The 22,312-nt window shown below is 71.0% G+C and carries 19 protein-coding genes; 9 read left to right on the top strand and 10 right to left on the bottom strand.

The genetic code is table 11. The features are described from left to right. The 4 genes from AN218_RS03770 to AN218_RS03755 all read left to right on the top strand — a co-directional run. Window positions 1-700, top strand: a 700-nt coding sequence (locus AN218_RS03770) for an XdhC family protein (RefSeq protein ID WP_171908591.1), incomplete at its 5' end; no start/stop codon positions are given. Window positions 701-922: 222 nt separating this feature from the next. Next, entirely contained in the window at window positions 923-1,582 is a 660-nt protein-coding gene (locus AN218_RS03765; RefSeq protein ID WP_070015187.1) for a TetR/AcrR family transcriptional regulator, read from the top strand. Between the two features lie 163 nt (window positions 1,583-1,745). After that, window positions 1,746-3,650, top strand: a complete 1,905-nt coding sequence (locus AN218_RS03760; RefSeq protein WP_070015186.1) for a S9 family peptidase — start codon at window positions 1,746-1,748, stop codon at window positions 3,648-3,650. Window positions 3,651-3,731: 81 nt separating this feature from the next. After that, window positions 3,732-4,577 (top strand): DUF3159 domain-containing protein, encoded by an 846-nt coding sequence (locus AN218_RS03755; protein ID WP_079131789.1) that lies wholly within the window; start codon window positions 3,732-3,734, stop codon window positions 4,575-4,577. 99 nt (window positions 4,578-4,676) lie between these two features. Here the strand turns inward: AN218_RS03755 and AN218_RS03750 are convergent, their stop codons facing one another. Beyond that, entirely contained in the window at window positions 4,677-5,123 is a 447-nt protein-coding gene (locus AN218_RS03750; RefSeq protein ID WP_070015185.1) for a nuclear transport factor 2 family protein, read from the bottom strand. A 428-nt stretch (window positions 5,124-5,551) separates the two neighbouring features. Between AN218_RS03750 and AN218_RS03745 the strand changes: the two genes are divergently transcribed. Next, window positions 5,552-5,941, top strand: coding sequence for a hypothetical protein (locus AN218_RS03745; RefSeq protein ID WP_070015184.1), 390 nt, complete (start codon window positions 5,552-5,554; stop codon window positions 5,939-5,941). 115 nt (window positions 5,942-6,056) lie between these two features. On the opposite strand, the gene AN218_RS03740 is transcribed toward AN218_RS03745, so the two are convergent. Genes AN218_RS03740 through AN218_RS03730 form a run of 3 tightly spaced genes read right to left on the bottom strand, consistent with a single transcriptional unit; the run spans window position 6,057 to window position 8,400 of the window. After that, window positions 6,057-6,584 carry a GNAT family N-acetyltransferase gene (locus tag AN218_RS03740; RefSeq protein WP_070015183.1) on the bottom strand — a complete coding sequence of 176 codons (528 nt, stop codon included), beginning with the start codon at window positions 6,582-6,584 and terminating at the stop codon, window positions 6,057-6,059. 39 nt (window positions 6,585-6,623) lie between these two features. Further along, window positions 6,624-7,811, bottom strand: coding sequence for an NsdA family TPR-like regulatory protein (locus AN218_RS03735; protein ID WP_070015189.1), 1,188 nt, complete (start codon window positions 7,809-7,811; stop codon window positions 6,624-6,626). 43 nt (window positions 7,812-7,854) lie between these two features. After that, window positions 7,855-8,400, bottom strand: coding sequence for a GNAT family N-acetyltransferase (locus tag AN218_RS03730; RefSeq protein WP_070015182.1), 546 nt, complete (start codon window positions 8,398-8,400; stop codon window positions 7,855-7,857). Between the two features lie 1,432 nt (window positions 8,401-9,832). Between AN218_RS03730 and AN218_RS35945 the strand changes: the two genes are divergently transcribed. Both AN218_RS35945 and AN218_RS03720 read left to right on the top strand, forming a co-directional pair. Beyond that, a complete protein-coding gene (locus AN218_RS35945) occupies window positions 9,833-10,357 on the top strand; it encodes a hypothetical protein (RefSeq protein WP_141747434.1) in 525 nt (174 codons plus the stop codon). A 119-nt stretch (window positions 10,358-10,476) separates the two neighbouring features. Then, window positions 10,477-11,007, top strand: a complete 531-nt coding sequence (locus AN218_RS03720; protein ID WP_275936952.1) for an ATP-binding protein — start codon at window positions 10,477-10,479, stop codon at window positions 11,005-11,007. A gap of 167 nt (window positions 11,008-11,174) precedes the next feature. On the opposite strand, the gene AN218_RS03715 is transcribed toward AN218_RS03720, so the two are convergent. Beyond that, entirely contained in the window at window positions 11,175-12,239 is a 1,065-nt protein-coding gene (locus AN218_RS03715) for an ArsR/SmtB family transcription factor (RefSeq protein ID WP_338059596.1), read from the bottom strand. A gap of 291 nt (window positions 12,240-12,530) precedes the next feature. Here AN218_RS03715 and AN218_RS03710 point away from each other — a divergent pair, with 291 nt between their 5' ends. Beyond that, the gene (locus AN218_RS03710) at window positions 12,531-14,303 is read left to right on the top strand and encodes a helix-turn-helix domain-containing protein (protein WP_171908590.1); all 1,773 of its coding nucleotides are present in this window, start codon (window positions 12,531-12,533) and stop codon (window positions 14,301-14,303) included. Between the two features lie 12 nt (window positions 14,304-14,315). Here the strand turns inward: AN218_RS03710 and AN218_RS03705 are convergent, their stop codons facing one another. The 4 genes from AN218_RS03705 to AN218_RS03690 all read right to left on the bottom strand — a co-directional run bounded on the left by AN218_RS03705 (window position 14,316) and on the right by AN218_RS03690 (window position 19,095). Then, the gene (locus AN218_RS03705) at window positions 14,316-14,795 is read right to left on the bottom strand and encodes a hypothetical protein (protein ID WP_070015178.1); all 480 of its coding nucleotides are present in this window, start codon (window positions 14,793-14,795) and stop codon (window positions 14,316-14,318) included. 102 nt (window positions 14,796-14,897) lie between these two features. Then, window positions 14,898-15,890 (bottom strand): hypothetical protein, encoded by a 993-nt coding sequence (locus AN218_RS03700; RefSeq protein WP_079131788.1) that lies wholly within the window; start codon window positions 15,888-15,890, stop codon window positions 14,898-14,900. 132 nt (window positions 15,891-16,022) lie between these two features. Then, window positions 16,023-17,057 carry an endonuclease/exonuclease/phosphatase family protein gene (locus AN218_RS03695; RefSeq protein ID WP_070015177.1) on the bottom strand — a complete coding sequence of 345 codons (1,035 nt, stop codon included), beginning with the start codon at window positions 17,055-17,057 and terminating at the stop codon, window positions 16,023-16,025. 406 nt (window positions 17,058-17,463) lie between these two features. Beyond that, the gene (locus AN218_RS03690; RefSeq protein WP_079131787.1) at window positions 17,464-19,095 is read right to left on the bottom strand and encodes an MFS transporter; all 1,632 of its coding nucleotides are present in this window, start codon (window positions 19,093-19,095) and stop codon (window positions 17,464-17,466) included. A 153-nt stretch (window positions 19,096-19,248) separates the two neighbouring features. Between AN218_RS03690 and AN218_RS03685 the strand changes: the two genes are divergently transcribed. Further along, window positions 19,249-20,994, top strand: coding sequence for an AMP-binding protein (locus tag AN218_RS03685; protein WP_070015176.1), 1,746 nt, complete (start codon window positions 19,249-19,251; stop codon window positions 20,992-20,994). A gap of 71 nt (window positions 20,995-21,065) precedes the next feature. Here AN218_RS03685 and AN218_RS03680 read toward each other — a convergent pair whose 3' ends face one another. Next, complete coding sequence (locus AN218_RS03680; RefSeq protein ID WP_070015175.1) at window positions 21,066-21,923, bottom strand: hypothetical protein; 858 nt, start codon at window positions 21,921-21,923, stop codon at window positions 21,066-21,068. Window positions 21,924-22,312 lie beyond the last annotated feature (389 nt).

The following is a 22,312-nucleotide window of genomic DNA, read 5'->3' as shown; positions in this document are numbered from 1 at the left end:
CGCCACCGTCGAGACGGGCACCCAGGGCGGACCGCCCGGCTCCGGCGGACCGGGCGCCGCCGCCGACGGCGACCCGCTGTGCGGTCCCGCGGTGACGCTGCTGGTGGAGTCGAGCGCGCCGCCGCCGCGGATGCTGGTCTTCGGCGCGATCGACTTCGCCGCCGCGCTGGCACGCGCGGGGGCCTTCCTCGGCTACCGGGTCACCGTCTGCGACGCCCGTCCGGTCTTCGCGACCGCCTCCCGCTTCCCCGACGCACACGAGGTCGTCGTCGAGTGGCCGCACCGCTATCTCGACTCCCAGGAGCTGGACTCCCGTACGGTCGTGTGCGTCCTGACGCACGACGCGAAGTTCGATGTGCCGCTGCTGGAACGGGCGTTGCGGCTGCCCGTCGCCTACGTCGGTGCCATGGGCTCGCGCCGTACGCATCTGGCACGGCTGGAGCAGCTCCGCGAGGCGGGCGTGGGCGAGGCCCAACTCGCCCGGCTGCGCTCGCCGATCGGTCTCGACCTCGGCGCCCGTACGCCCGAGGAGACGGCCGTCTCGATAGCCGCCGAGATCGTGGCCGTACGGCACGGGGGCAGCGGCATCCCGCTCACCGGGGCGCACACCCCGATCCATCGGGGGCCGTCCGTACGGGACAGCCGCCCGGAACACGGGCCGGTGCACGGCGCGAACGGGCTCAGCTCCGCCCGCCGTTAGGCCCGCCCACGAGGGGCGACCACCGCCCCGCCCCGCACTGACCCGCACCGCACTGCTCCGCCCCGCCCTATTCCGCTCCGCGCGGCGTGCATCCCGCGCTGCCCGGAGCCGCTGCCCCATGCCGTCCTACGGATCCCGAAGCGCTTCCGGATCCCGCACTGGACGGCTGTGTCACTAAGTGACATAGTGTCGCGTGGCGACAGACGAGAGGTGGGCGGCGCCATGACGACGGAGAAGCGCAGCGGTGGATCCATGAGCGAACACCGGCGCGCGAGGCTGCGGTTGGAGATCTCCCGGGAGGCGGCGCGCCTGTTCTGGGAGCAGGGCGTCGCCGGCACGAGCGGCGACCAGATCGCGCAGGCCGTCGGCCTGTCCACGCGCACCATCTGGCGGCACTTCCGCAGCAAGGAGAGCTGTGCCGAACCGATCGTCATGCAGGGCGTCGTGACCCTGCTGACGGTGCTGCGGAGCTGGCCCCGGCACCGCTCCCTCGAAGAGCACCTGGACGCGGAGCTGAGCAGGCTCCGCACCGAGGCACCGCCCGTCGACCTCGCCGACGAGATGCTCGCCATGAAGATGATCCGGCTCGCCGACACCGAACCGGCCCTGCGTACCGCGTGGTTGATGGCCTGCGAACAGACGCAGCAGGAGATGTGCGCGATCATCGCCGGCCGTCTGCGGCGCCCCGCCGACGACCTGGAGGTACGGCTGCACGCCGCGGCCTCCGCGGCGGTCATCCGCGTCATGGACGAGCACATCGGCGCCGCCATCCTCTCCGGCGCCGACCTCACGGAGTTCGAGGACGTGACGGCCCTCTCACGCCGCTACGCCCGGGTGATCCGCACGGCCACCGGCGGGGCGGTCGGCGACCCCGTCGACTGACGACCGTCGCCGCACGACGCCGCCGCGGACCCCCGAGGACCCCGCACACGACGAGCACCCACGACGAGAACTCCGAACACCCCGAACGCGACCAGGACTTCGCGTACCGGCCGACGCGGGCGAGCGCCCCGGCCGACGCAGACGAACCGGAAGGAGCGGCCGTATGACCGCAGTCGAGCGCGAGGTCCCGCACCTCGCCGCCGAGGACTTCTTCGGCCCACCCGTACGTACCCGCGCGTCGATATCGCCCGACGGCGGCAGGATCGCCTACCTCGCACCGTGGCGGGAGCGGCTGAACATCTGGGTGGAGAGCGCCGATCGGGACGGGGAGGCGCGCTGTGTCACCGCGGACGACAAGCGCAGCGTGCACGTCTACCACTGGACACACGACCCCCGTTGGATGATCTACGAGCAGGACGGCGACGGCGACGAGAACTGGCACCTCTACCGCGTCGACCTGGACGACCCGGACGCCCCCGCGGTCGATCTCACCCCTTTCCCCGGAGTGCGGGCAGCGGGCTTCGAGCTCCCGCACGCCCGGCCCGGCAAGGCCCTCGTACGGCTGAACCACCGGAACCCGGCGGAGTTCGACCTGTACGAACTCGACATCGCCACGGGCGAGTTGACGATGGTGGCGGAGAACCCCGGCCAGGTCTCCAACCTGCTGTACACCCCCGGCGGCGACCTCTACGCCCACAGCCTGACGGCGGAGGGCGACATCCGACTGTCCAGGCGGGACGCGGAGACGGGGGAGCTGCGTCCGGTCGTCACGTTCCCCGGCGAGGACTATCCGCTGGACGTCCATCCCTTCCAGCTCACCCCGGACGGCACCGGCGCCTGGATCGGCTCCAACCGGGACAGCGACCGGACCCGGCTGGTGCGGCTCGACCTGGCGACCGGCGAGGAGACCGAGGTCGACAGCCACCCCGTCTTCGACCTCGACATGCGCTCCGTCGTCTTCCCCGCGCTGCCGTCGCCGCTCATCCTCGACCGGCGCACGGGAGAGCTGCTCGGGGTGCGCTACCTCGGTGAGCGGCAGGTGATACGGGCGCTGGATCCCCACTTCGCCGCCGTACTGCGGGAGTTGGAGACGCTGGGCGAGGGGGAGGTCTCCGCCGTCTCGTCCGACGAGAGCGGACAGCGCTGGGTCGTCGCCTTCAACCACGACCGTGCCCCCGGCGCCACGTACTACTACGACCACGCGACGGGCCGGAGCCGGCTGCTCTTCCGGCCGTTCCCGCATCTGGACCCCGAGACCATGGCCCCGATGACGCCGGTCACGGTCACCGCGCGCGACGGGCTGAAGCTGCCCTCGTATCTGACGCTGCCCGTCGGGGTGGAGCCGCGCGGGCTGCCGATGGTCCTGCTCGTACACGGCGGCCCCTGGCACCGCGACAGTTGGCGGTTCGATCCGGTCGCGCAGTTCCTGGCCAACCGCGGCTACGCGGTGCTCCAGGTCAACTTCCGCGGATCGGCCGGCTACGGCAAGGCGTTCCTCAAGGCCGGCATCGGGGAGTTGGCCGGCAAGATGCACGACGACCTCGTCGACGGCGTCGACTGGGCCGTGCGGTCCGGTTACGCGGACCCGGACAGGGTCGCGGTCTTCGGCGGTTCCTACGGCGGCTACGCCGCGCTGGTCGGCGTCTCCTTCACGCCCGGCGTGTTCGCCGCCGCCGTCGACTTCTGCGGCATCTCCAACCTCGTCACCTTCCTGCGGACCGTGCCGGAGTTCGTCAAGCCGTACCTGGTCAACAACTGGTACCTGTTCGCCGGCGACCCCGAGCGTCCCGTGCAGGAGGCGGACCTGTGGGCCCGCTCGCCCGTCAGCCGCGTCGACGACATCCGTACGCCGCTGCTGGTGGTGCAGGGCGGCAACGACGTCCGCGTCGTCAAGGCCGAGTCGGACCAGATCGTCGGCGCCGTGCGCGCCCGCGGCGTCGAGGTCGAGTACATGGTCAAGGACGACGAGGGCCACGCCTTCATGAACCCGGAGAACAACATCGACATGTTCCGCGCGGCCGACCGCTTCCTCGCCCGTCACCTGGGCGGACATCCGGAGACGGCGTAGCCGGAACCACGCGTCGGCGCCCGGCCCCGTACGCGCGAAAGCCCAACAGACCACGACTACCTGGTGAGTTGATCTCGCATCATGACCGAACCGACTGGACAGACCGCACCGGCCGGCACCGCCCGCCCGGCCGACGACCCGACGCACGCGCCCGCCGTGACCCCCGGACCGAAGGCGAAACAGACACCGCTGGAGCAGATGGGCGGCATGACCGGCCTGGTGTACTCGGTGCTGCCGATCGCGGCCTTCGTGATCGGCAACTCCTTCCTCGGGCTGAAAGCCGCCATCGGCACCGCCATCGCCGTCGCACTGGCGATCACCGGACTGCGCCTGGTGCGCAAGGAGCCGGTCTACCCGGCGCTCTCCGGCCTGTTCGGCGTCGCGATCGCCGCGTTCATCGCCTGGAAGACCGGATCGGCCAAGGGCTTCTTCCTGACCGGGATCTGGAGCAACATCGCCCTCTGCGCGGTCTTCCTGCTCTCGGTCCTCCTGCGTAAGCCCCTCGCGGGCATCGTCTGGGGCACGCTCAACGGCACCGGGACCACCTGGCTGAAGGACAAGCCCTCACGGCACTACTACGACATCGCCACGCTCACGCTCGTGGCGGTCTTCGCGGCCCGCTCCGCCGTCTGGCAGTGGCTCTACGACGACGACCGCACCGGCTGGCTGGCCGTCGCGAGGATCCTGATGGGCTACCCGCTCTTCGGCCTGGCTCTGCTGGTCGTCCTGTGGGCGGGCCGGCGCTCCGGCCGCCGGATGAAGGTCCTGGCCGCGCAGGAGTCTGCTGCGCAGGACCCCGCCGGGAGCCGGGCCGCCGGACCGGTTCGTTCCGGCACGACCCGTACGGACTTCACGCCGCCGCCGATGCCGGAACGGGCCGCTGTGCGCGACCGGTCCGCCGCACGGCAGGGTCGGCAGGGTCGGTAGGGAAGGAGCAGCCCGAACTCGACGGCGTCCGGACGGTGTTCGGACGCCGTCCGGCGCGCGGCGGGTCGCCACGCGCCGGACGAGCGCGGAGCGTCGGACTCAGCTCCGCCCGCCGGTGAGCACCCCCGCCCAGCCGCTCTGCAGCATGGTCTGGAAGTACCACGCGCCGTCCTGCTTGACGAGGACGTCCGCGTAGCGCATCGACTGGCTCTGCCCGCCCGCCGTCATCGTCGACTCGGTGAAGACGACGGCCATGCTCCGGCTGAGGAAGTGCGGAGTACGCCGGGACTCGAAGCTGATCTCCTCCCCTCCGGCCCCGCCCATGACCTCCGACATGGTGCGGACGAACTCCTCACGGCTCCACTGCCCGGCCCACCCGGTGCCGGGCCCGGCGTCGTCGGTGACGAGGTTGAGCGGAAAGACCGCCATGGAGGCCATGGCCTCGACGTCGGCCTTCGCCGCGTGCGCGTCGTAGCGGGCGAACCACTCCTCCAGTTCGCGGTGATCCTGCTCGGTCGCGGTGCTGTCCGTCGTCGCCTCGGTCACGGTGCCTCCTCGTCATCGTGCGCACCGTCGTGCGCGCTCTCGTCCCTGCCCCGGAAGGGTCGGCTATGCGGCGCGATTAGTCAAACTTGATTAATGGGAGAGGGGCGGGCGCGCGGCGGACGTACGTCCGCGCGTGCTGGTCGGACGTCTTGGGTCGCTCCGACGCGGAAACCGCAGGCCGGGCCGGGCCGAGCCGAGCGGTTCAGGGCCATGGGCCAGCAGCGAGCAGATGTCGTGGGCCGGCTCCTCGGGCTCAAGCAGGTGCGCGCCTGTAGCCGCAACTCCTGCCCGTGAGCGCGCCGTTGGCCTAGATGATCTTTTCAACGGGTCGGTGAGCGCAGGCGATGGGCAGGTTCTGAAGGGTGTACACCAGGTCCAGGCGCAGGCCCGCAGGCATCCCTTGGACCACACCACCAGGAGGAACCCCAGTGTCATACCCGCAACTGCTCACCCCCGAGGAGAAGCTCGCCGACGCGAAGAAGCGGCTGAGCCTCCCGCGTATCGTCGCGATCTGCGGCTCCACCCGCTTCATGACCGAGATGAACGAGGCCGATCTGCGCGAGACGAAAGCCGGAAAGATCGTCGTCAAACCGGGCAGTGACATGAAGTCGCCGCACGGACATTGGCCCGATCCCGTCGAGGCCGAGGCGCTGAAGGTTCGACTCGACGATCTGCACCGGGCGAAGATCCGGCTCGCTGACGAGGTGCTCGTAGTCGGCGACTACATCGGAGACAGCACCCGAGCCGAAATCTCCTACGCCCGGTCGCTGGCCAAGCCCGTGCGGTTCACGCACCCCGAAGTCGCCCCTGACGCCTGACCTCCCGCTGCCACCTCGACAACCAAGGCCGGCAGCACGCCACTTGACCGCCTCGCGGCGGCTTCGGCCGCCGCCCCCATCGCACCCTCCGCAGACATCCCTTGAAATCGATCACCTAGGCGAGCGGCAGTTCGGTCAGCATCACCGCGAGCACCGGGGAGTCGGCGAACGGCTGTTGGGTGCCCACACGCCGGAATCCCCAAGACTCGTACAGGGCCTGCACCTTCGGGTGTGTCACGTCGACCAGCAACACCGCAAGGGCTTCACTCCGCCCGTCCAGCAGGCCACGGGTCAAGCGCTCCGCAGCGCCCGTCTTCCGCCACTTCTCGCGCACCATCAACTCAGAGAAGGCGAACGTACGGGACTTCTCCGGCTCCACCTCCAGGTGTTCACGCCACCACTCCCGCCCCGGCTTGGCCGGTGCTCCGTAGGCGAAGCCCACGATCTCGGCACTGTCGTACCCGATGACGCACGAGAAGTCCGGATGTCCGCCCCAGTGCTCGACGAACCAAGGGAATTCCTGGTTGAACTCGTCGTCCATCTCCGCCGCATAGACCTCGTTGTGCACGTCGATCAGCGTCTGCCGGATCTCCGGCAGATCGTCGTGAGTGAAGGGGCGCAGGTCCAAGGCGCTGGCGGTCATCAGATGCGGCTCCCTTCACATCGGCAGCGTTCAGTCCGCTTACGCCGCCTGCCCCTTCGACGCGGCCACTTCGCGGGCCCGCTCGGTCAGTTCACGTACCGCCCGCACACGTCCGTACGGGCGGACACGGCGTCGCATCGTGTCGAAGTGTTCGTCGCCCCGCGACGTGCTCAACTGCACGTAGTCGTCGAGGAAGGCGTTCCAGCTCGCGCAGGCGGCGTCCACGTGCCCGAGTTCGAACTGCCGTTGCGCGAGCAGCGCGTTCGAGTGGACGCGCCCTTGCCGTTCCTGCCGTGGCTGGACGCGCAGGCACTCCTGCATGGCCGCGATCGATCCTTCGAGATCCTTGAACTCGTAGAGCACGTGGGAGACATGGAAGTGATACGCACTCGCGTCGTACCCGCCCACGGCCTCCCGTCGGCTGTCCGCCTTCGACAGCGCCGTCTCCGCCTCCCGCAGCCGGGACATAGCGCGTTGGCGACTCCCCGTCATCGATTCGGCGTGCGCCTGCTGTCCGGCGAGGAACGCCTTCAACCGCGGCCCCGCCTTCGGCGACGCCTCAGCCGCCGAATCGGCCAGCTCCAACGCCTTCGTGCCGTAACCCAAGTTGGACGCCTGGAGGCTCATTCCCCGTAGCGTCCGGCAGTACGTCACATGGTCCTCGGCGGCCCCGGCCAGCTTCAGCGCTTTCACGTAGTACCGCTGCCCGAGACCGTGGCGGCGCTCGTACATCGCCATCCAGCCCGTCAGATATACGAGGTCGGACGCGGCGGCGAGCATGTTCTTCCGTACGGACTCGGTCGCGGTGGCCTTGAGATACGGCGACACCGTGTTCACCAGAAACGCCGCGGCCATCGGCCGCGCGTGCCCGCCCCCGAGTTCGTCGAGGATGTCGGCGACTTTCTCCGTCATGGACCGGACCGTCGCCACCTCGCCTTCGCCGATGCGGGCGGCACGCGACGTCGCGGCTGTCGCCGAGTGACCGTGCACGTCTGCGAATCCCGGAACGGGAAGGGCCGCCGAGTACACCCCGGCGGCGAGGACGCTGCGGCGGGACGGGTCCATGTCTTGCCTTCCTACGTCGAGGAGTTCGGCGACGGTGTCGTGGTCGTGTCCCGTGGCGTCGGGCTCCGGCGGGGCCAAGCCGGCTTCTCGCAGCGTCACCGCGCGTTTGAGCCGTCGCGACAACGCCTCGACGATGATCGGCCTGACCTGTGCCTTCGGCATGGTGCCGCCCACCCAGTGCGATACGGCGGTCTGGTCGTACCGGTCACCGCGCGCCCTTGGTCTGGGGGAGCGGCAGTTCGGCCAGCATCACCGCGTACAGCGGTGAATCCGCGAACGGCTGGCGCTCACCCACCTTGTGGAAGCCCCAAGACTCGTACAGCGCCTGCACCTTCGGGTGCGTCACGTCGACCAGCAGAACGGCGAGGTCGTCATCCCGGTTGTCCATCAGCTCACGGACGAGCCGGCCCGAAAGCCCGGTCTTGCGCCACTTCTCACGCACCATCAACTCGGAGAAGGAGAACGTACGGGATCGGTGCGGGGCCGGGTCCAGGTAATCTCGCCACGTTTCCGCACCGGGCTTGGCTGGTGCACCATAGGCGAAGCCCGCAGGTTCGTTGCCGTCATACGCGATGACGCACGAGAAGCCCGGATTGCCTCCCCAGTGGTCCACGAACCACGGGAACTTCTGCCGGAACTCGTCGCCCATGTTCGCCGCGTGCACGTCCGCGTGGACGTCGATCAGCGTCTGCCGGATCTCCGGCAGGTCGTCATGACCGAAGTGGCGTAGGGCCAGGTCATCAGCGGTCATCGGGTGCGGCTCCATTCGTAACGGTAACGATCGCCCCACTCTCGCGAGGCGGGGGCATCCGGGGCAAGGGTGATCAGGTCGCGATGGAAGTCCCCGAGCAGGGAGCGCAGGCGGCCGGGCAAAGGATCCACCGGACATCATGCTGAACGCGTCTTCAGTCGTCGCACAAGCCTGCTCAAGGTCCTCCTGGTGGAGCTGGGCGATTCCAAGACGCATCGTCGCCATGGCGCGGTTGCGGCGGAATCGTCTGGGGATGGAGGACAAGGCGCGATGCGACGCGGCCTCTGCTTTAACCGGGTCGCCTGTGCGTTGCTGCACGATCGCCGCTAGCGCGTCCAGCTCCGCCGGGCCATAGAACGAGATCCAGGGCGGGCGCGGCTCGTCCAAGTCGGCCTTCTCTAGCGCGTCGCGGGCCTGCCCCAGCGAACGCAGTGCGGCCGGGCGGTCCCGCAAACTCGCGTGACCCACCGCTGTACGGGCGTGCGCGAGGGATGCAAAGAGCCGGTCCCTCCGGGTGATTGCGGTTGCCCGCGCGGCTCGTCCGCAGTCCACCGCCTGTGTGAAGTTCTGCTGTTGGTGCGCGAGCATCGCGTGCGAGTTCCACACGCGCAGCTCGGCCACCGGATCGCTTCCCACGCCGGCCAGGTACAGCGCCCGATTCAAGTGCTCCTGTGCTCGGTCCATCTGGCGCGCGTCAACTGCGGACCAAGCGGCCGAAGCGGTGTAGTTCGCGGCCACACTGAAAAGGCGCTGACGGATGCGTTGGGAGGCTGCCTTCTGCTGCAATTCCAACGCTTCGGCAGCACCGGACAGCGCCGCCTGTTCCAGCGCCCCATGACCGCCGCGCGTGTTGTCTAGGGCGGACAGCTTGCCTAGCCCGCTGCGGAGCCGCATCACGTCCGCGGTGCCCACTCGGAACGGGCGGGCCGCAACGAGCGGCGTGGCGGCGGCAGTTGCGCCGGTGGTGGCAGCGATGAAGGCGCGGCGGTGCACGGGGTCCTCCTGCGGTGCTGGGGCTGTTGGGGTTCGCCCACGCGGGACGAACCCCAAGTCCGTCACGGAGCGTCCCGTGACGGACTGTAGCGCCGTGCGCTGGGCGGCCTGCGGCCATCGGTTCTCGCCGGACAGCCAGCGGAAGACGGTGCGTTCGGAGGTTCTGCCGTCGCGGCCGGTGAGTTCGCGTAACGCCTCGTTGACCAGCTCCGACAGTTCCAGGGCGGTGATTTCGTGCTCGCTCATCCAGGCAGACAGGGTCTTGTTCGGCGTGCGCGCCATGCGGTCACGGTAAGCGATGCGGTCCACACGGACGGTAAAGAGAGTGTCAATTCGTCAGTGCGCCAGCGTGCAGAGAGTGGGCACTTCGTCATACCGCGCCAACGGTGGTGGCCCGTTAGGTAGTTCACACAGAGAGTTCCGAACCCTCGGAGGCACCGTGGACACGCAGCACCTCCCGGCGACGTCCCTGCCCGCCGGCCCGCACGCCGAAGCGCAGGACTCGTACGTGAGTTGGGACGCGGTCACAGAGGCACGCGCCCCGAACAACCACCGGCCGTACCTCTTCGTCTCGCTCGATTCGGCCAACGCTCGGCGGTTCCCTGACGACGCCCACGTACATGTCCCCGGTAAGGGGAGTTGTGCGGTGCTGTCGTCGCGCGGATGCGACCGGGCGGCGGGTGTGTTCTGGGCGCGGCCCGTCGTCAACGGCCGCATGCTCACCGGCAGTCGGCGGCTGTACGCCGTGACACAGGACGTCGACGGTCTGCCTCCCCGGCGACGACACCCTCGTCCCGGCAGACGACGTGACCACCCCGCCCGGCGGACGGGGACGGACGAGGCGACCCACTCCATGGCAGATGTGCCGGGGCACTGCGGTCAGCCCATGGAACGTGTGGACGCCCACGGCGGCGTGCTCTACAGGTGCCGACGCTGCCCTCGCGTCACCGTCGGCGGGAAGTAGCGCGCCCGACAGCCCCCGGTCCCGGACATCATCGCTCCGCAACCGCCGCCTCCTCCCGCAACCTCCCCGTCACCACGACCTGAAAGGCGATCATGTCCCCGCCCGTGTCGGCCAACGCCATGACCGAAGAGACCAACGAAGCCGAAAGGCCCGACAAACAGACCCCCAGGGCGCCGTCACCGTTAGTGCCGCGTTTTGCGATGCGTTTTTCTTCGACGCCGCGTGGGGCGCGGTTGGCGCGTCGGCTGGTGGCCAAGCGGCTGGAGCAGTGGGGGTGTTCGCCGGAGAGCGAGGCGTATCAGTCCATGGTCTCGATCGCCGGGGAGCTGTGCGCGAACGCCGTACGGCACGGGCACGTACCGGGGAGGGACTTCCGCGTCTGCCTCACCGCCACGGATGCGGTGCTGTGTATCGAGGTGACCGACACCCGGGGTGAGCGGCGCCCGAAGCCGCGCTCGAACCCGTACGACGCGGAGAACGGGCGCGGTCTGCTCATCGTCGGCATGCTCGCGGACCGTTGGGCCGTCGTCGCCCATCCGCCCGGCCATCCCGGCAAGACCGTACGAGCCGAAGTCCACACACAGCCCGCGGCATCGGACGCCAACCTCCCGTCACAGGCCCCGCGCCAGACCGGAGACGAGGACACATGAGCACGACCGCCTGGCCCGAGCTGTTCGTGATCGACGTGGAAGGCAATGGGCAGACGGCCGCCCGATCTCGTTGAAGTCGCGGACCTGCCCGTCCGGTCGGGCACCCCTGACACGAGCACGGCCGGGGCGTGGCTGGTCCGCCCGCCCCGGCCCGTCACGCCGCCCGTTCACACCCCCTCCGCGCACGCCGACGCCGGGACCGCGATAGGGCGGCCCGTCTCCGCCGCGTCCCTCCTGGCCACCGGGCCCGGGATGACCGCCGCGGGCTGGCCGTCCAGCAGGGCGAGGCCGACCGGTGTCAGCGCGTGCCGTACCGCGTTGCGTACGCGGCAGCTTGTGATCAGGCCCGCGCCGCGCAGCACCGCCGCGTGTTCGCTCGCCGAGGAGACCGACACCCCTGCGCGGCGGGCCAGTTCGCTCGTCGTGCAGTCGCCGCCGACGGACTGGAGGACCGCCGCCCGGGTGTGTCCGAGGAGCCTGCCGAGGTGCGCGGCCGTCTCGGGGTCGTCGCCGTCCAGGCGGCACGGGCTGCCGTGCGTACGGGCCGGGTAGACCAGCGTCGGCGGCAGTGCGGGGTCGGCCAGTGCGACCGGTGTACGGCGGCAGAAGTACGACGGGATCAGCAGCAACCCCCGCCCGTCCAGGCGCACTTCGCTCTCGACGGGGTAGTCGCACTCCAGCACCGGAGCCCGCCAGCGGATGCGGGGTCCGAACGTGCGCAGCATCGCCTCCGTGCCGCTGCGCCACTGGACGCGGGCCCGCCACGTGCGGTCCGCCTCGATGCCCGCGCGTACGCGTTGCCACGACGTACCGAAGGCCAGCCGCCGGTAGTCGCGCAGGGCGCCGCCGAGCCGGTGCAGCGTGGGCGCCGAGCCCTCGGCGACCGCGCGCCGCCAGGAGTCCTGCGCCCCGGCGCCGTTCCCGTTCCGGGGCCCGGCACCGGCGTACAACTTCTCGATCTGCGCGCGCAGTTGAGCGCGCGGCGTGCAGAGCAGCGAGTCCAGGCCCGCCTCGAAACCTTCCGAACCCTCCGGCGGCGTCAGGAAGTCCGGGAAGTAGCCGCGCGCCGGTACGAGCGGCAGCAGCAGCCGCAGTGTGGGCCCGCCGTGCCGCAGCACGTTTCCGCGCCAGTCGTCGAGCGCCGACTCCCTGTTGCGCTCCTGTAGTTGGTGGAGACTCAGCACCGTCTCCCAGAGCGGGTCCGGTGTGTCGGCGACTCTCGTCCGTGCCATGTCTCCCGCGGTGAAATGCACACGCAGCATGAATCCCCCGATGTACGAAGCGTGTTCGCCGCTCCCCCCGGTGCGGCGCGCGGCCCTGTACCGGTGTCCGATCCCCCGACGGTCCGGACACCGGTGCCAGTGGCCTGAGTTGACCTTGCGGTGCGGGCCGCCCCGTGGCAAGGGAAAAGCGGCACTTGGGACAACGGGACGTCACGGACGCTGTGAGCTGCTACTTTCCAACGATGTGGGACGGTCCGCGCGGGTCGTCCCACGACCGGGGGCGTGGTGAAGGGGGAGTCGGTGTCATCGGGGAGGGAACCGGCGGGGGAGACGTACGGGCCGTCGCGGCTGGGGGAGGGGCTGGAGGCGCTCAAGCGGCGCAGCGGACGCAGTTACGCGGCGTTGGCTCACCGCACCGGACTGAGCCGTTCCTCGCTCCACCGTTACTGCCAGGGCCGCACCGTGCCAGGGACCTTCGGAACGGTCGAGAGCATCGCGCGGGCGTGCGGCGCCGACGACCAGGAGGTGGACCGCCTCTACCGGGCGTGGCGCCGGGCCGCGGCCTCCGAGGAGGCGTCGACTGCCGTACCGGAGGTGGGAGTCGAGGCGCCGTCTCCCGGCACGGACCAGGACACGGGTACGGACAGCGGTACGGACAGTGGGGCGTCCGCCGCGGGCGACGGGGAGCCGCCGTCCGCGGACGCCCGCGTCGTCCGGGTCCGCCACACGGGCCACTGGCTGCGCGCCGTGACCCTGCTGCTCGCCCTCGTCGTCACCTCGTACACGGTGACCGTCCCGTATCTGGACGCCCGGCACACCCCGTACGGGCGCGGCACCTCCGGACCCCCGGCCGCCGGTGAGGTCGCCGCCGGCGGTCAGCCGCTCGACGGTCCGGACTGGTCCGTGCGGCCGCGCCGCGTGGCCCCCGAACTCTTCGGCCTCACGCTGAACACCGACACCGGGCGCATGCCCGGCTTCCGTACCGGCTCCGTACGGATGTGGGAGAGCGAGACCCGCTGGGGGAGCATCGAGCGGAGCCGTCGTCACTACGACTGGTCGACCGCGGACCGTACGGTGAACAACGCCCGACGCGAGGGCCTGCCCGTCCTGTTCACCCTTTCCGGTACGCCGCTGTGGGCCGGCGGAGAGGACGCACACGGCAGCGGATATCAGGACTCCCTTGCCTCGCCGCCCCAAGACCTCGCGGACTGGGATCACTTCGTACGGAAGGCCGTGGAGCGCTACCGGGGCCGCGTCGACTCCTACGAGCTGTGGGACTACCCCAGCCACCCCCTGCACTACGCGGGCAGCCTCGCCACCCTCGCGGAGATGGTCGAACGCGCCTCCCGCATCATCCGCCGCGAGGACCCCTCCGCGCTCGTCGCCTGCCCCTCGTTCGGGCGGCTGTGGACGGCGCAAGGGCGGCAGCGGCTACGGGAGTTCGCGCGTACGGGCGCGTTCGGGAGCTGCGACGCCGCGGCGCTGAAACTCGTGCCGCGCAAGCCCACGGGTCCGCCCGAGGAGATCATCGAACTCGCCGGCGACGTCGAGGACATCCTCTACGAGGAGGGTGTCGTGGACCTGGCGTTGTGGAACACCGGCACCGACCGCGACGTCGCCGTGGCCGAGCCGCTCGACGCCCGCCGCGCCCGCGACTACGCGGTGCGCTTCTATCTCGCGGGGCTCTACAGCCGCGACGCGGGCGTGCGGCGGATGTACTTCTACTCCTGGGGCGGCACCCGCGTCCCGCTCGTGGTGCAGCCCGTCGGCGGCCGTCCGACGGAGGCCGGGCGGCGCATGGAACGGCTCTACGGATGGCTCGCCGGGGCCCGCATCTCCGGTTGCGGCAAGGGCCGCGCCATGCGGCTCGCGGACGGGGCGTACACCTGCCGGTTCCAGCGCGGCGGCGCGCGGTTCGACGTGTACTGGACCAGCCACGGACGGGCGGGCCTGACACTGCCGAAGGGCGCGCACCGGCTGCGTCACATGGACGGCAGCACGGTACGCGCCCGTGCGGGCGAGCGGATCAGCTTCGGCGAGGAGCCGGTGCTGGTCGAACGCCGCGCGGAATGAGCGCCGTTGGGGTCAGCAGTTGACCCACTTGTGAGACGAGAGCTTGTTGTTGTAGGTCGAGCTCAGCTTGTTGATGTACGTACCGTCCTTCAGACAGAACGAAGGCCGGTCGGAGTACTTGTTGTAGAACGGGGCGTTGTAGAACCGGACATCGGAGAGGCTGCCGCTGTACCCCTTGTTCAGGACGGAACTCGAGCGGTTGTTGGCGCCCTTGCAGTCTCCTCCCTCCGAGTAGTCCTGGTCGTTGTCGTCGTCGGCGCAGATCGGCGAACCGTGGCAGTAGTACGTCGCGTACACGTACGCGATGCCGTTCCGTCCCGGTGCCTTGCTCGCGCAGTTCGCCTGGGCGGACCCGACGTCGCGCACGGTGCTGTGCGCCGCCGAAGTCCCGGACGTGGCAGAGGTGGAGGCGGATGCCGCCGCGGCGGGGATGGCGCCGCCGACGAGCACTGCCGAGGCCGCCGTGGCCAGCAGAAGATGTGTCTTGCGCATGATTGTCCGTTCCCCCTGAGTGATGGTGATTCCTGTGTGCGGTGCTTCGGATCCGGTCGGTACGGCCGGGATCCGACCGCGCGGGAAAGGAACGCTGTCCGTTCACTTCCCGTGCGCGGCGTTCTGGGTGCTGCCCTGGACGAGGTGCCGGGCGCGTTGCAGCGCCGAGAGCTGCATCCGCCGGTGGGCGTCGATGTCGGCGCCGTACTGCGCGCGGTCCGCCTCCGCGTAGTGCTTCTCCAGCGTGCGTACCGTCGCCGAGAGCGGAGTGCTGCGGGCGCAGGCGGCCTCCGCCGTGGCGAGGCGGACCTCGATCCGGTGCGCCTCGCGCGGAGTCGCGCCGTCGGCGGCCTTCTCCAGGGCGGTCTGGAGGCCGGACGGGCTCCCGTATGTGTGGCCCTTCTCCTTCATGCACGCCGACCAGGCTTCGACCGCGTTCCCGTACAGCGCGGTGCGGCGTATCTTCCCGGAGTGGTCGGGAAGGTTGGTGACGACCGTGCTGAGCCGGAACCACTCACGGAAGTCGCCGTAGAGCCGGCCCTGTGCCTGTGCGAGGCAGCCCGTGCGGTTCTGTCTGATGTCGACGCCGTTGGGGGCCGTGACCTCGACGGCCCGGGTGCCGTCGCCGGTCCTGGTCACCGCGTACGCGCGCCGCCGGTCGGCCGAAAGCCCCTTCGTGTACTGCGCGTTGGGGCCGGTCCTCTGGTACCGGGACGCCTCGCGTTGCAGGTCGCCGCCGTAGCCGTGTCTGCGTGCCCATCCCAAGTCGTCCACGGCGTACGGGAATTCGCGCAGCTCGTCGCGTGTCGGGGGAGCGGCGGGCCAGTAGCGGAAGCCGTGCCGTTCCATGCACCGTCCGACGAGTTCCTCCTGGGCCGAGGCCAGCAGCGCGGTCTCCGCGGCGGTGATCTCCCGGGGCCGGTCCCCGGCGTCGCCGCTCGTCCGCTGTGCGCCGCATCCGGCCGTACCGGCGATCGGTACGCCGACGAGCAGTACACCGCCGAGCACGGCCGCCGCCGCCCGGACTCCCGCGCCGCGCACCGCCGTTCGCGCGGTCCCGCCCGCCGCCTCGCGCTTCCCCGTACCGATGAGCACCGCGCCCCTCCGTTCCCCCGATGAACGAGAGTCTGCGCGAAGTGACCGTGCCCTCACCACGAGTTACGGGCGACGCCGAAACACCGCCCGAGGCAGGGCACTTGACGCACTCATGGGGCCGGCACCCGGCGCTCAGAACAGCTTGACGTCCGCCAGCACCCCGAGGTGGTCCGAGCCCGCCAGCTCCACGAACTGGGCCTCGACCGCCGTGAGCGGATCGCTCACCAGGACGTGGTCGATCTGCGCGCCCATCGGGCGCAGCGGCGTGTTGTTGGGCCAGGTCGGCGTGCGGGACTGGCCGGTGAGGCGGGCCGCGTCGTTCAGTCCCGTCCCCAGCAGCGAGCGGAAAGCGGCGTGATCCTGCGAGGAGTTGAAGTCCCCCGCGACGATCGCCGGGGTGCTGCCGCGCGAAGCCCCGTACGCACGCAGCGCGCCCAGCTCCTTGCGCCAGGAGCCCAGCGCGTCAGGCTGCGGCGGCATCGGGTGGGCGACCTGCACCTTCACGTTCGTGCCGGAGACGTCGGCCACCGCTCCCGGCATGGCCAGCGTGCCCGGAACCGTCGACTTCTCCTTCAGCGGGAAGGTGCTCAGCAGCGCCGAACCGCCTGCGCCCGAGCGCTCGATGATGTGCCGGTACGGGTACTCCTCGCGCATCCGCGTACTGCGCAGCGCCGTCGCGCACCGCCCGTCGCACTCCTGGACGGCGACGATCTGCGGGCGCTCCCGGCGCAGCGTCGTCAGCAGGGCGTCCGTGGCGCTCCCGTACCGCAGGTTCGCCGTGAGGACGCGGAAGCGTGCCTTGCCGGTGCGTTCGGCGGCGCCGGCGGGCGCGTCCGGGCCCTGGGGGAGGGTGTATCCGACGGTGGCGGCGAGCACGACGATCGCCCAGAGGGCGAGAAAGCCGCGGCGGGCCAGCACCGCGTACAGCAGCGCCAGCCACCCCGGTACGAGGAACCAGGGGAGGAAGGCGAGGAGTTGGGCGATCGGCGTGGGCCCGTCGTCGTCCATGCCGCGGAAGACGATCGGCACGCTCAGCACCAGCAGGACGAGGGCGACGAACCAGGCCAGGGGGCGGCGGCGCGTCCGCCGTGGCGCCTGTTCCCGCCGTACGCGCTCGAAAGGCGGACGGACCGGCCGTGCGGTGGGCTGGAGCGCGTGCCCCGTCACCGTGCCACGGCCGCCGCCTCGCCTGCTGCGATGGTTCCGGTCCCCCGTCAACACAGTCCCGATGGTGCCTTATCGCGCGCGTCTCCGGGTGCGCGTCCTTGCGATCTTTTCTTCGTCCGCGCATCTCCCGACGAGACCTGACGCTCGCCGTCGCGCGAACGTCAAGAACGCCCTCCGCGCGGGCGCGGATGCGATTCCGCTTGCCCTGATTTGCTGGGTGGGGCCCCTTCCGGGCGATGAGTTCCGGGGCGGCGGGGCGCCTTCACATGCGCCTTCACACACCGCCCTTGAGGGGGCCGGTCCGGGGCGGGCGTACGGGCCGGGGTGCCTCCGGTGAACTCGTGTACGCGCAGGGCCCGTACGCCCCGCTCGGGCGCGCCGCCGGCCGGTGCCGCAGCCGTTGCCGTCAGCCGGCCTGTGGCCGTCCGTCCCCTCGGGGCGGAGCCGGCGGACGAGGACCCGACGGACCCGGACCGGGGCACGGGCCCGTACGGTCGGCCGGTTCCGCATGGCGCGTGCGCTCCGTCCGTCCTCTGCCGTCCGTCCCGTCCGCTTCGTCCGTCCGGCCCGTCCCGCCTGTTCCGTCCGTCCTGCCCGTACCGCCCGTGGGATCGATCCGGTCCGCCGGATCCGCCGCCTCCGGGAGGCACACGGCCACCCGCTCCGCCGTCGCCAGCGCCCGCGGTCCGGTCGTCAGCAGCGCCAGCAGCAGCACGGCCACCCCGCACCCCGTGAAGATCCACCACGCCGTGCCGTGCGAACCGGCCGCCACCGCCGCCCCGATGACGGCCACGCCCAGCGCCGAGCCGATCTGACGGCTCGTGGACGCGATGCTCGCCGCCATCCCCGAGCGGGAACGCGGCATCCCGGAGACCGCCGCGTTGGTGATGGGCGCGTTGACCAGCCCGAAGCCGATGCCGAAGAGCACGTACGCGGTGAAGAGCAGGAGGTCGGTGCGCTCCGCGTCGAAGACGGCGAACAGCAGACCGCTCGCCGTCATGAACACCCCGGCCAGCAGCAGCGGCAGCCGTGCCCCGCGTACGGCGACCAGATGCCCCGACAGCGGCGCGAAGACCGCGGTCATCGCCGCCATCGGCAGCAGATGCAGCCCCGCCTCGAAGGCCGAGAGACCACGGTCGTTCTGGAGATAGAGCGTGCTCAGGAAGAGGAAGCCCGCCAGCGCCGCGAAGGAGGTCACGGCCGTGAGCGTCGCCCCGGAGAACGGCAGGCTGCGGAAGAAGCGGAACTCGACGAGGGGTTCCGCACGCCGCCGTTCGTACAGCGGCAGCGCCGCCGCCGCGCACGCGCTCGCGCCGAAGCACGCGAGGATCAGCGGCGAGCCCCAGCCCGCCGACCCGCCCTCGATGATGGCGAAGGTGAGCGAGCCGAGCGCGGCCATCACGAGCAACTGCCCGCCGGGATCGAGCCGTCGCGGACGCGGCGCCCGGGACTCCGGTACGAACAGTGCCGTCAGCACGAGCGCCGCCAGGCCGATCGGGATGTTCAGCCAGAAGATCGAGCGCCAGCCGACCGACGCGACGAGCACGCCTCCCAGCAGCGGCCCGGCCGCCATCGAGATGCCGACGACGCCGCCCCACACCCCGATCGCACGGGCCCGCTCCCGCGGTTCGACGAAGGTGTTGGTGATGATCGACATCGCGACGGGGTTGAGCATCGAACCGCCCACCGCCTGCACCGCGCGGAAGGCCACGAGCCAGCCCAGCCCCGGTGCCAGGGCGCACAGCAGCGAGCCGCCCGTGAAGAGCACCAGCCCCGTCTGGAAGACGCGCCGCCTGCCCACCCTGTCCGCCGTCGAACCGGAGAGCATCAGCAGCGAGGCGATGACGAGCGTGTAGGCGTCGAGCGTCCACTGCAACCCGGACACCGGAGCGTGCAGCTCCCGCTGGAGCGAGGGCAGCGCGACGTTCAGCGCCGTGTTGTCGAGGCTGACGATCAGCAGACTCATGCAGCAGATCGCCAGCACCAGCAGACGCCGGGGCGTGTTCGCACTCGTCTCGTCCGGGGAAGCAGGGGCCATGCCTCCAGCATCCACGGGCCCCGCACGAACTGCTGCCCGGGGGTGGTGTGCGGGGCGCCGGGTGTCCGAGGATGATCCGCAGCGTGACCAGCGGCGGGAGAACGCTGACCCCCTCAGCTCCCCCAGCCGAGCCGGCGGATTCGAGGAGTGACGATGACGGCGACCGAGCCCACCAGCCCCACCGAGGCCTTCCGCGCCGCCCGGGACACCCTGCTGCGGCACCGCACCGACTACGACGCCGCACGCGCCGCCTTCGCCTGGCCCCGGCCCGAGCACTTCAACTGGGCGCTGGACTGGTTCGACGCCGTCGCCGAGGACAACGACCGCACCGCGCTGCACATCGTCGAGGAGGACGGCGGCTCGGGACGCTACTCCTTCGCCGAGATGCGCGAGCGCTCCGCGCGGACCGCCAACTGGCTGCGCGCACACGGCGTACGGGCCGGCCACCGCGTGATCGTGATGCTCGGCAACCAGGTCGAGCTGTGGGAGACGCTGCTGGCCTGTATGAAGCTGCGTGCCGTCGTCATCCCCGCGACGCCGCTGCTCGGCCCCGCCGATCTGACCGACCGGATCGACCGGGGCGAGGCGCGGCACGTCGTCGTACGGGCCGAGGACACCGGCAAGTTCGCGACCGTCGCGGGCGACTACACGCGGATCGCCGTACGGGGCGCGGGATCCGGCGGCGCCGGTACGGACACGGGGGCGGGCCCGGGCGCGGACCCGGACTCCGGGACGCTCGACGAGGGCTGGCTCGACTACGCGGACGCGGGCTCCGCGTCCCCCGACTTCGTCCCCGACGGCCCCACCCGTGCCGACGACACCCTGCTGCTCTACTTCACCTCCGGCACGACAGCCCGGCCCAAGCTCGTCGAGCACACCCATGTCTCCTACCCCGTCGGCCACTTGGCGACGATGTACTGGATCGGGCTGCGGCCGGGCGATGTCCACCTCAACATCTCCTCGCCGGGCTGGGCGAAGCACGCATGGTCCAATCTCTTCGCGCCCTGGAACGCCGAGGCGACGATCTTCATCTACAACTACACGCGCTTCGACGCCGACCGCCTCCTGGACGAGATCGAACAGGCCGGCGTCACCAGCTTCTGCGCGCCGCCCACCGTCTGGCGCATGCTCATCCAGGCGGACCTGAGCAGGCTCACGGCCGTACCGCGCGAGGTCGTGGCCGCGGGCGAACCGCTCAACCCCGAGGTCATCGAGCACGTACGGCGCGCCTGGGACACGACCATCCGGGACGGCTTCGGCCAGACCGAGACCGCCGTCCAGGTCGCCAACTCACCAGGTCAACAATTGAAGTTGGGCTCCATGGGCCGGGCCATGCCGGGCTTCGACGTGACGCTGGTCGACCCCGTCACGGGGGAGGCGGGCGTCGACGAGGGCGAGATCTGCCTCGACCTCTCGACCCGTCCCGTCGGGCTGATGACCGGCTACCACGGCGACGGCGAGCGTACGGACGAGGCGATGGCCGACGGCTACTACCGCACCGGAGACATCGGTTCACGCGACGAGGACGGCTACATCACGTACGTGGGCCGAAGCGACGACGTCTTCAAGGCGAGCGACTACAAGATCTCCCCGTTCGAGCTGGAGAGCGCGCTGCTGGAACACGAGGCGGTCGCCGAGGCGGCGGTCGTGCCCTCGCCGGACGAACTGCGGCTGGCCGTGCCCAAGGCGTACGTGGTGCTCGCCGAGGGCTGGGAGCCGGGCCCGGAGACGGCCAAGGCGATCTTCGCGCACTCGCGGGAGACGCTGGCGCCGTACAAGCGGGTGCGCGTCGTGGAGTTCGCCGAGCTGCCCAAGACGATCTCCGGCAAGATCCGCCGCGTGGAGCTGCGGGCGCACGCGGCGGAGGGGCCGGGGGAGGAGTACCGCGAGGAGCGGTGAGGCGCTGTCACGCCGGCGCGTTGCCGTGCCGCCGCGCCGCCGCGTGGGACGACTCGGCCTGGGGACAGGTCTCAGCAGACGGAGCGGATCAGCTCGTCCGCCGGGTCGTTGACGGCCTGCGGCATGCCCGTCAGATCGAGGACGAAGAGCGGTACGGAGAGCGAGTCCGCGCGGGTGCGTGCCTCGCGCGAGTAGCCCGCGAGGGAGAAACAGGCCGTCGCCACCTCCTCGTTGAGGCCGTTGAGCCACAGCGTCTCGACCTCGCGCAGCGTCGTCGGCGCGGTCGTCGGGTCGACGTGCGCGATGATCCCGGCCCCGCGCACGTCCACGCCGGAGGACGGCCGCTTCTCCGTCACCCGTACCTCGGGGAAGCCCAGCCAGCGCAGATACTCGGCGGCTGCCGTACGGGCGTCGTGCGCGGTACGGATCGTGACGGGACGGAACGCGGGCCGCGTGCCGTGCGCCTTGACCGAGGCGGCGGCGGGCGGGGCGCCGGAGGCGGAGGGGGCGTCCATGTCCACGGGCGGGTTGTCCGGACCGGGCTGCGGGGTGTGTGGGGTGCCCTCCGCGGTGCTGTCCGGCGCGGCCTTCGACGACGTTCCGGGTGAGGTCCCGGGTGGGTTCTTGTGTGAGGTCTCAGGCGGCTCGCTGGAGACGGGTCCGGGCTGCGGCGGTACGACGGGCATCCTCAGCAACGTCCCGCAGCCGCAGCCGAGTTCGGGCTGCGGCCACTCCTTCGACCTCCCGCACGCCGGGCACCGCACCTCGACCCAGGATCCCGCCCACGTACGGTGCCGCACCCGTACGGGCACTCCTCCGGGCAGCAGCGGCAGCGTCACGGGGGCGCCGCAGTCGCACGGGTAGACCGGCGGCGTATAGGTGTGCTCGCGGCGGCACTCCGGGCAGCGCACGGGCACGCTTCCTGCCATCTCTTCGGCTCCAGCGCATCGAGGGGACGGTCGGCGGAACGGTCGGTGGGACGGTCAAGCGGCCACGGTACGAGGGGAGTTGTACGGCCTGCTCATATCGTCGCCGAAAGGGTGCGGTTTCCGAAGGGGAACGGAACAGAAAACGGTGCGAAGCGGGACGCGGACGCGCGTCTCCGCGCGCCGAGTCCCCGAACGGGACGTACCCGTCCGCGCGGCTGTTACCCGGGGTGGGTGCATCCTCCGGCGGACTCCGGCGGACTCCGGCGGACTCCGGCGGACTCCGGCGGACTCCGCCGACCGGAGCGGCGAGTGTGCGGCGGGGCTCAACGGGCGCCGGGCCATGGGCGTTGGACCGTGGGCGTTGGGCCGTGGGCGGTGTTTCCCGCCCG

Origin of the sequence: Streptomyces nanshensis, assembly GCF_001751255.1 — a bacterium.
Taxonomy (GTDB): domain Bacteria; phylum Actinomycetota; class Actinomycetes; order Streptomycetales; family Streptomycetaceae; genus Streptomyces; species Streptomyces nanshensis_A.
Note: the sequence above shows the minus strand (reverse complement) of the source record. Positions and strands in the feature narration are given on the sequence as shown.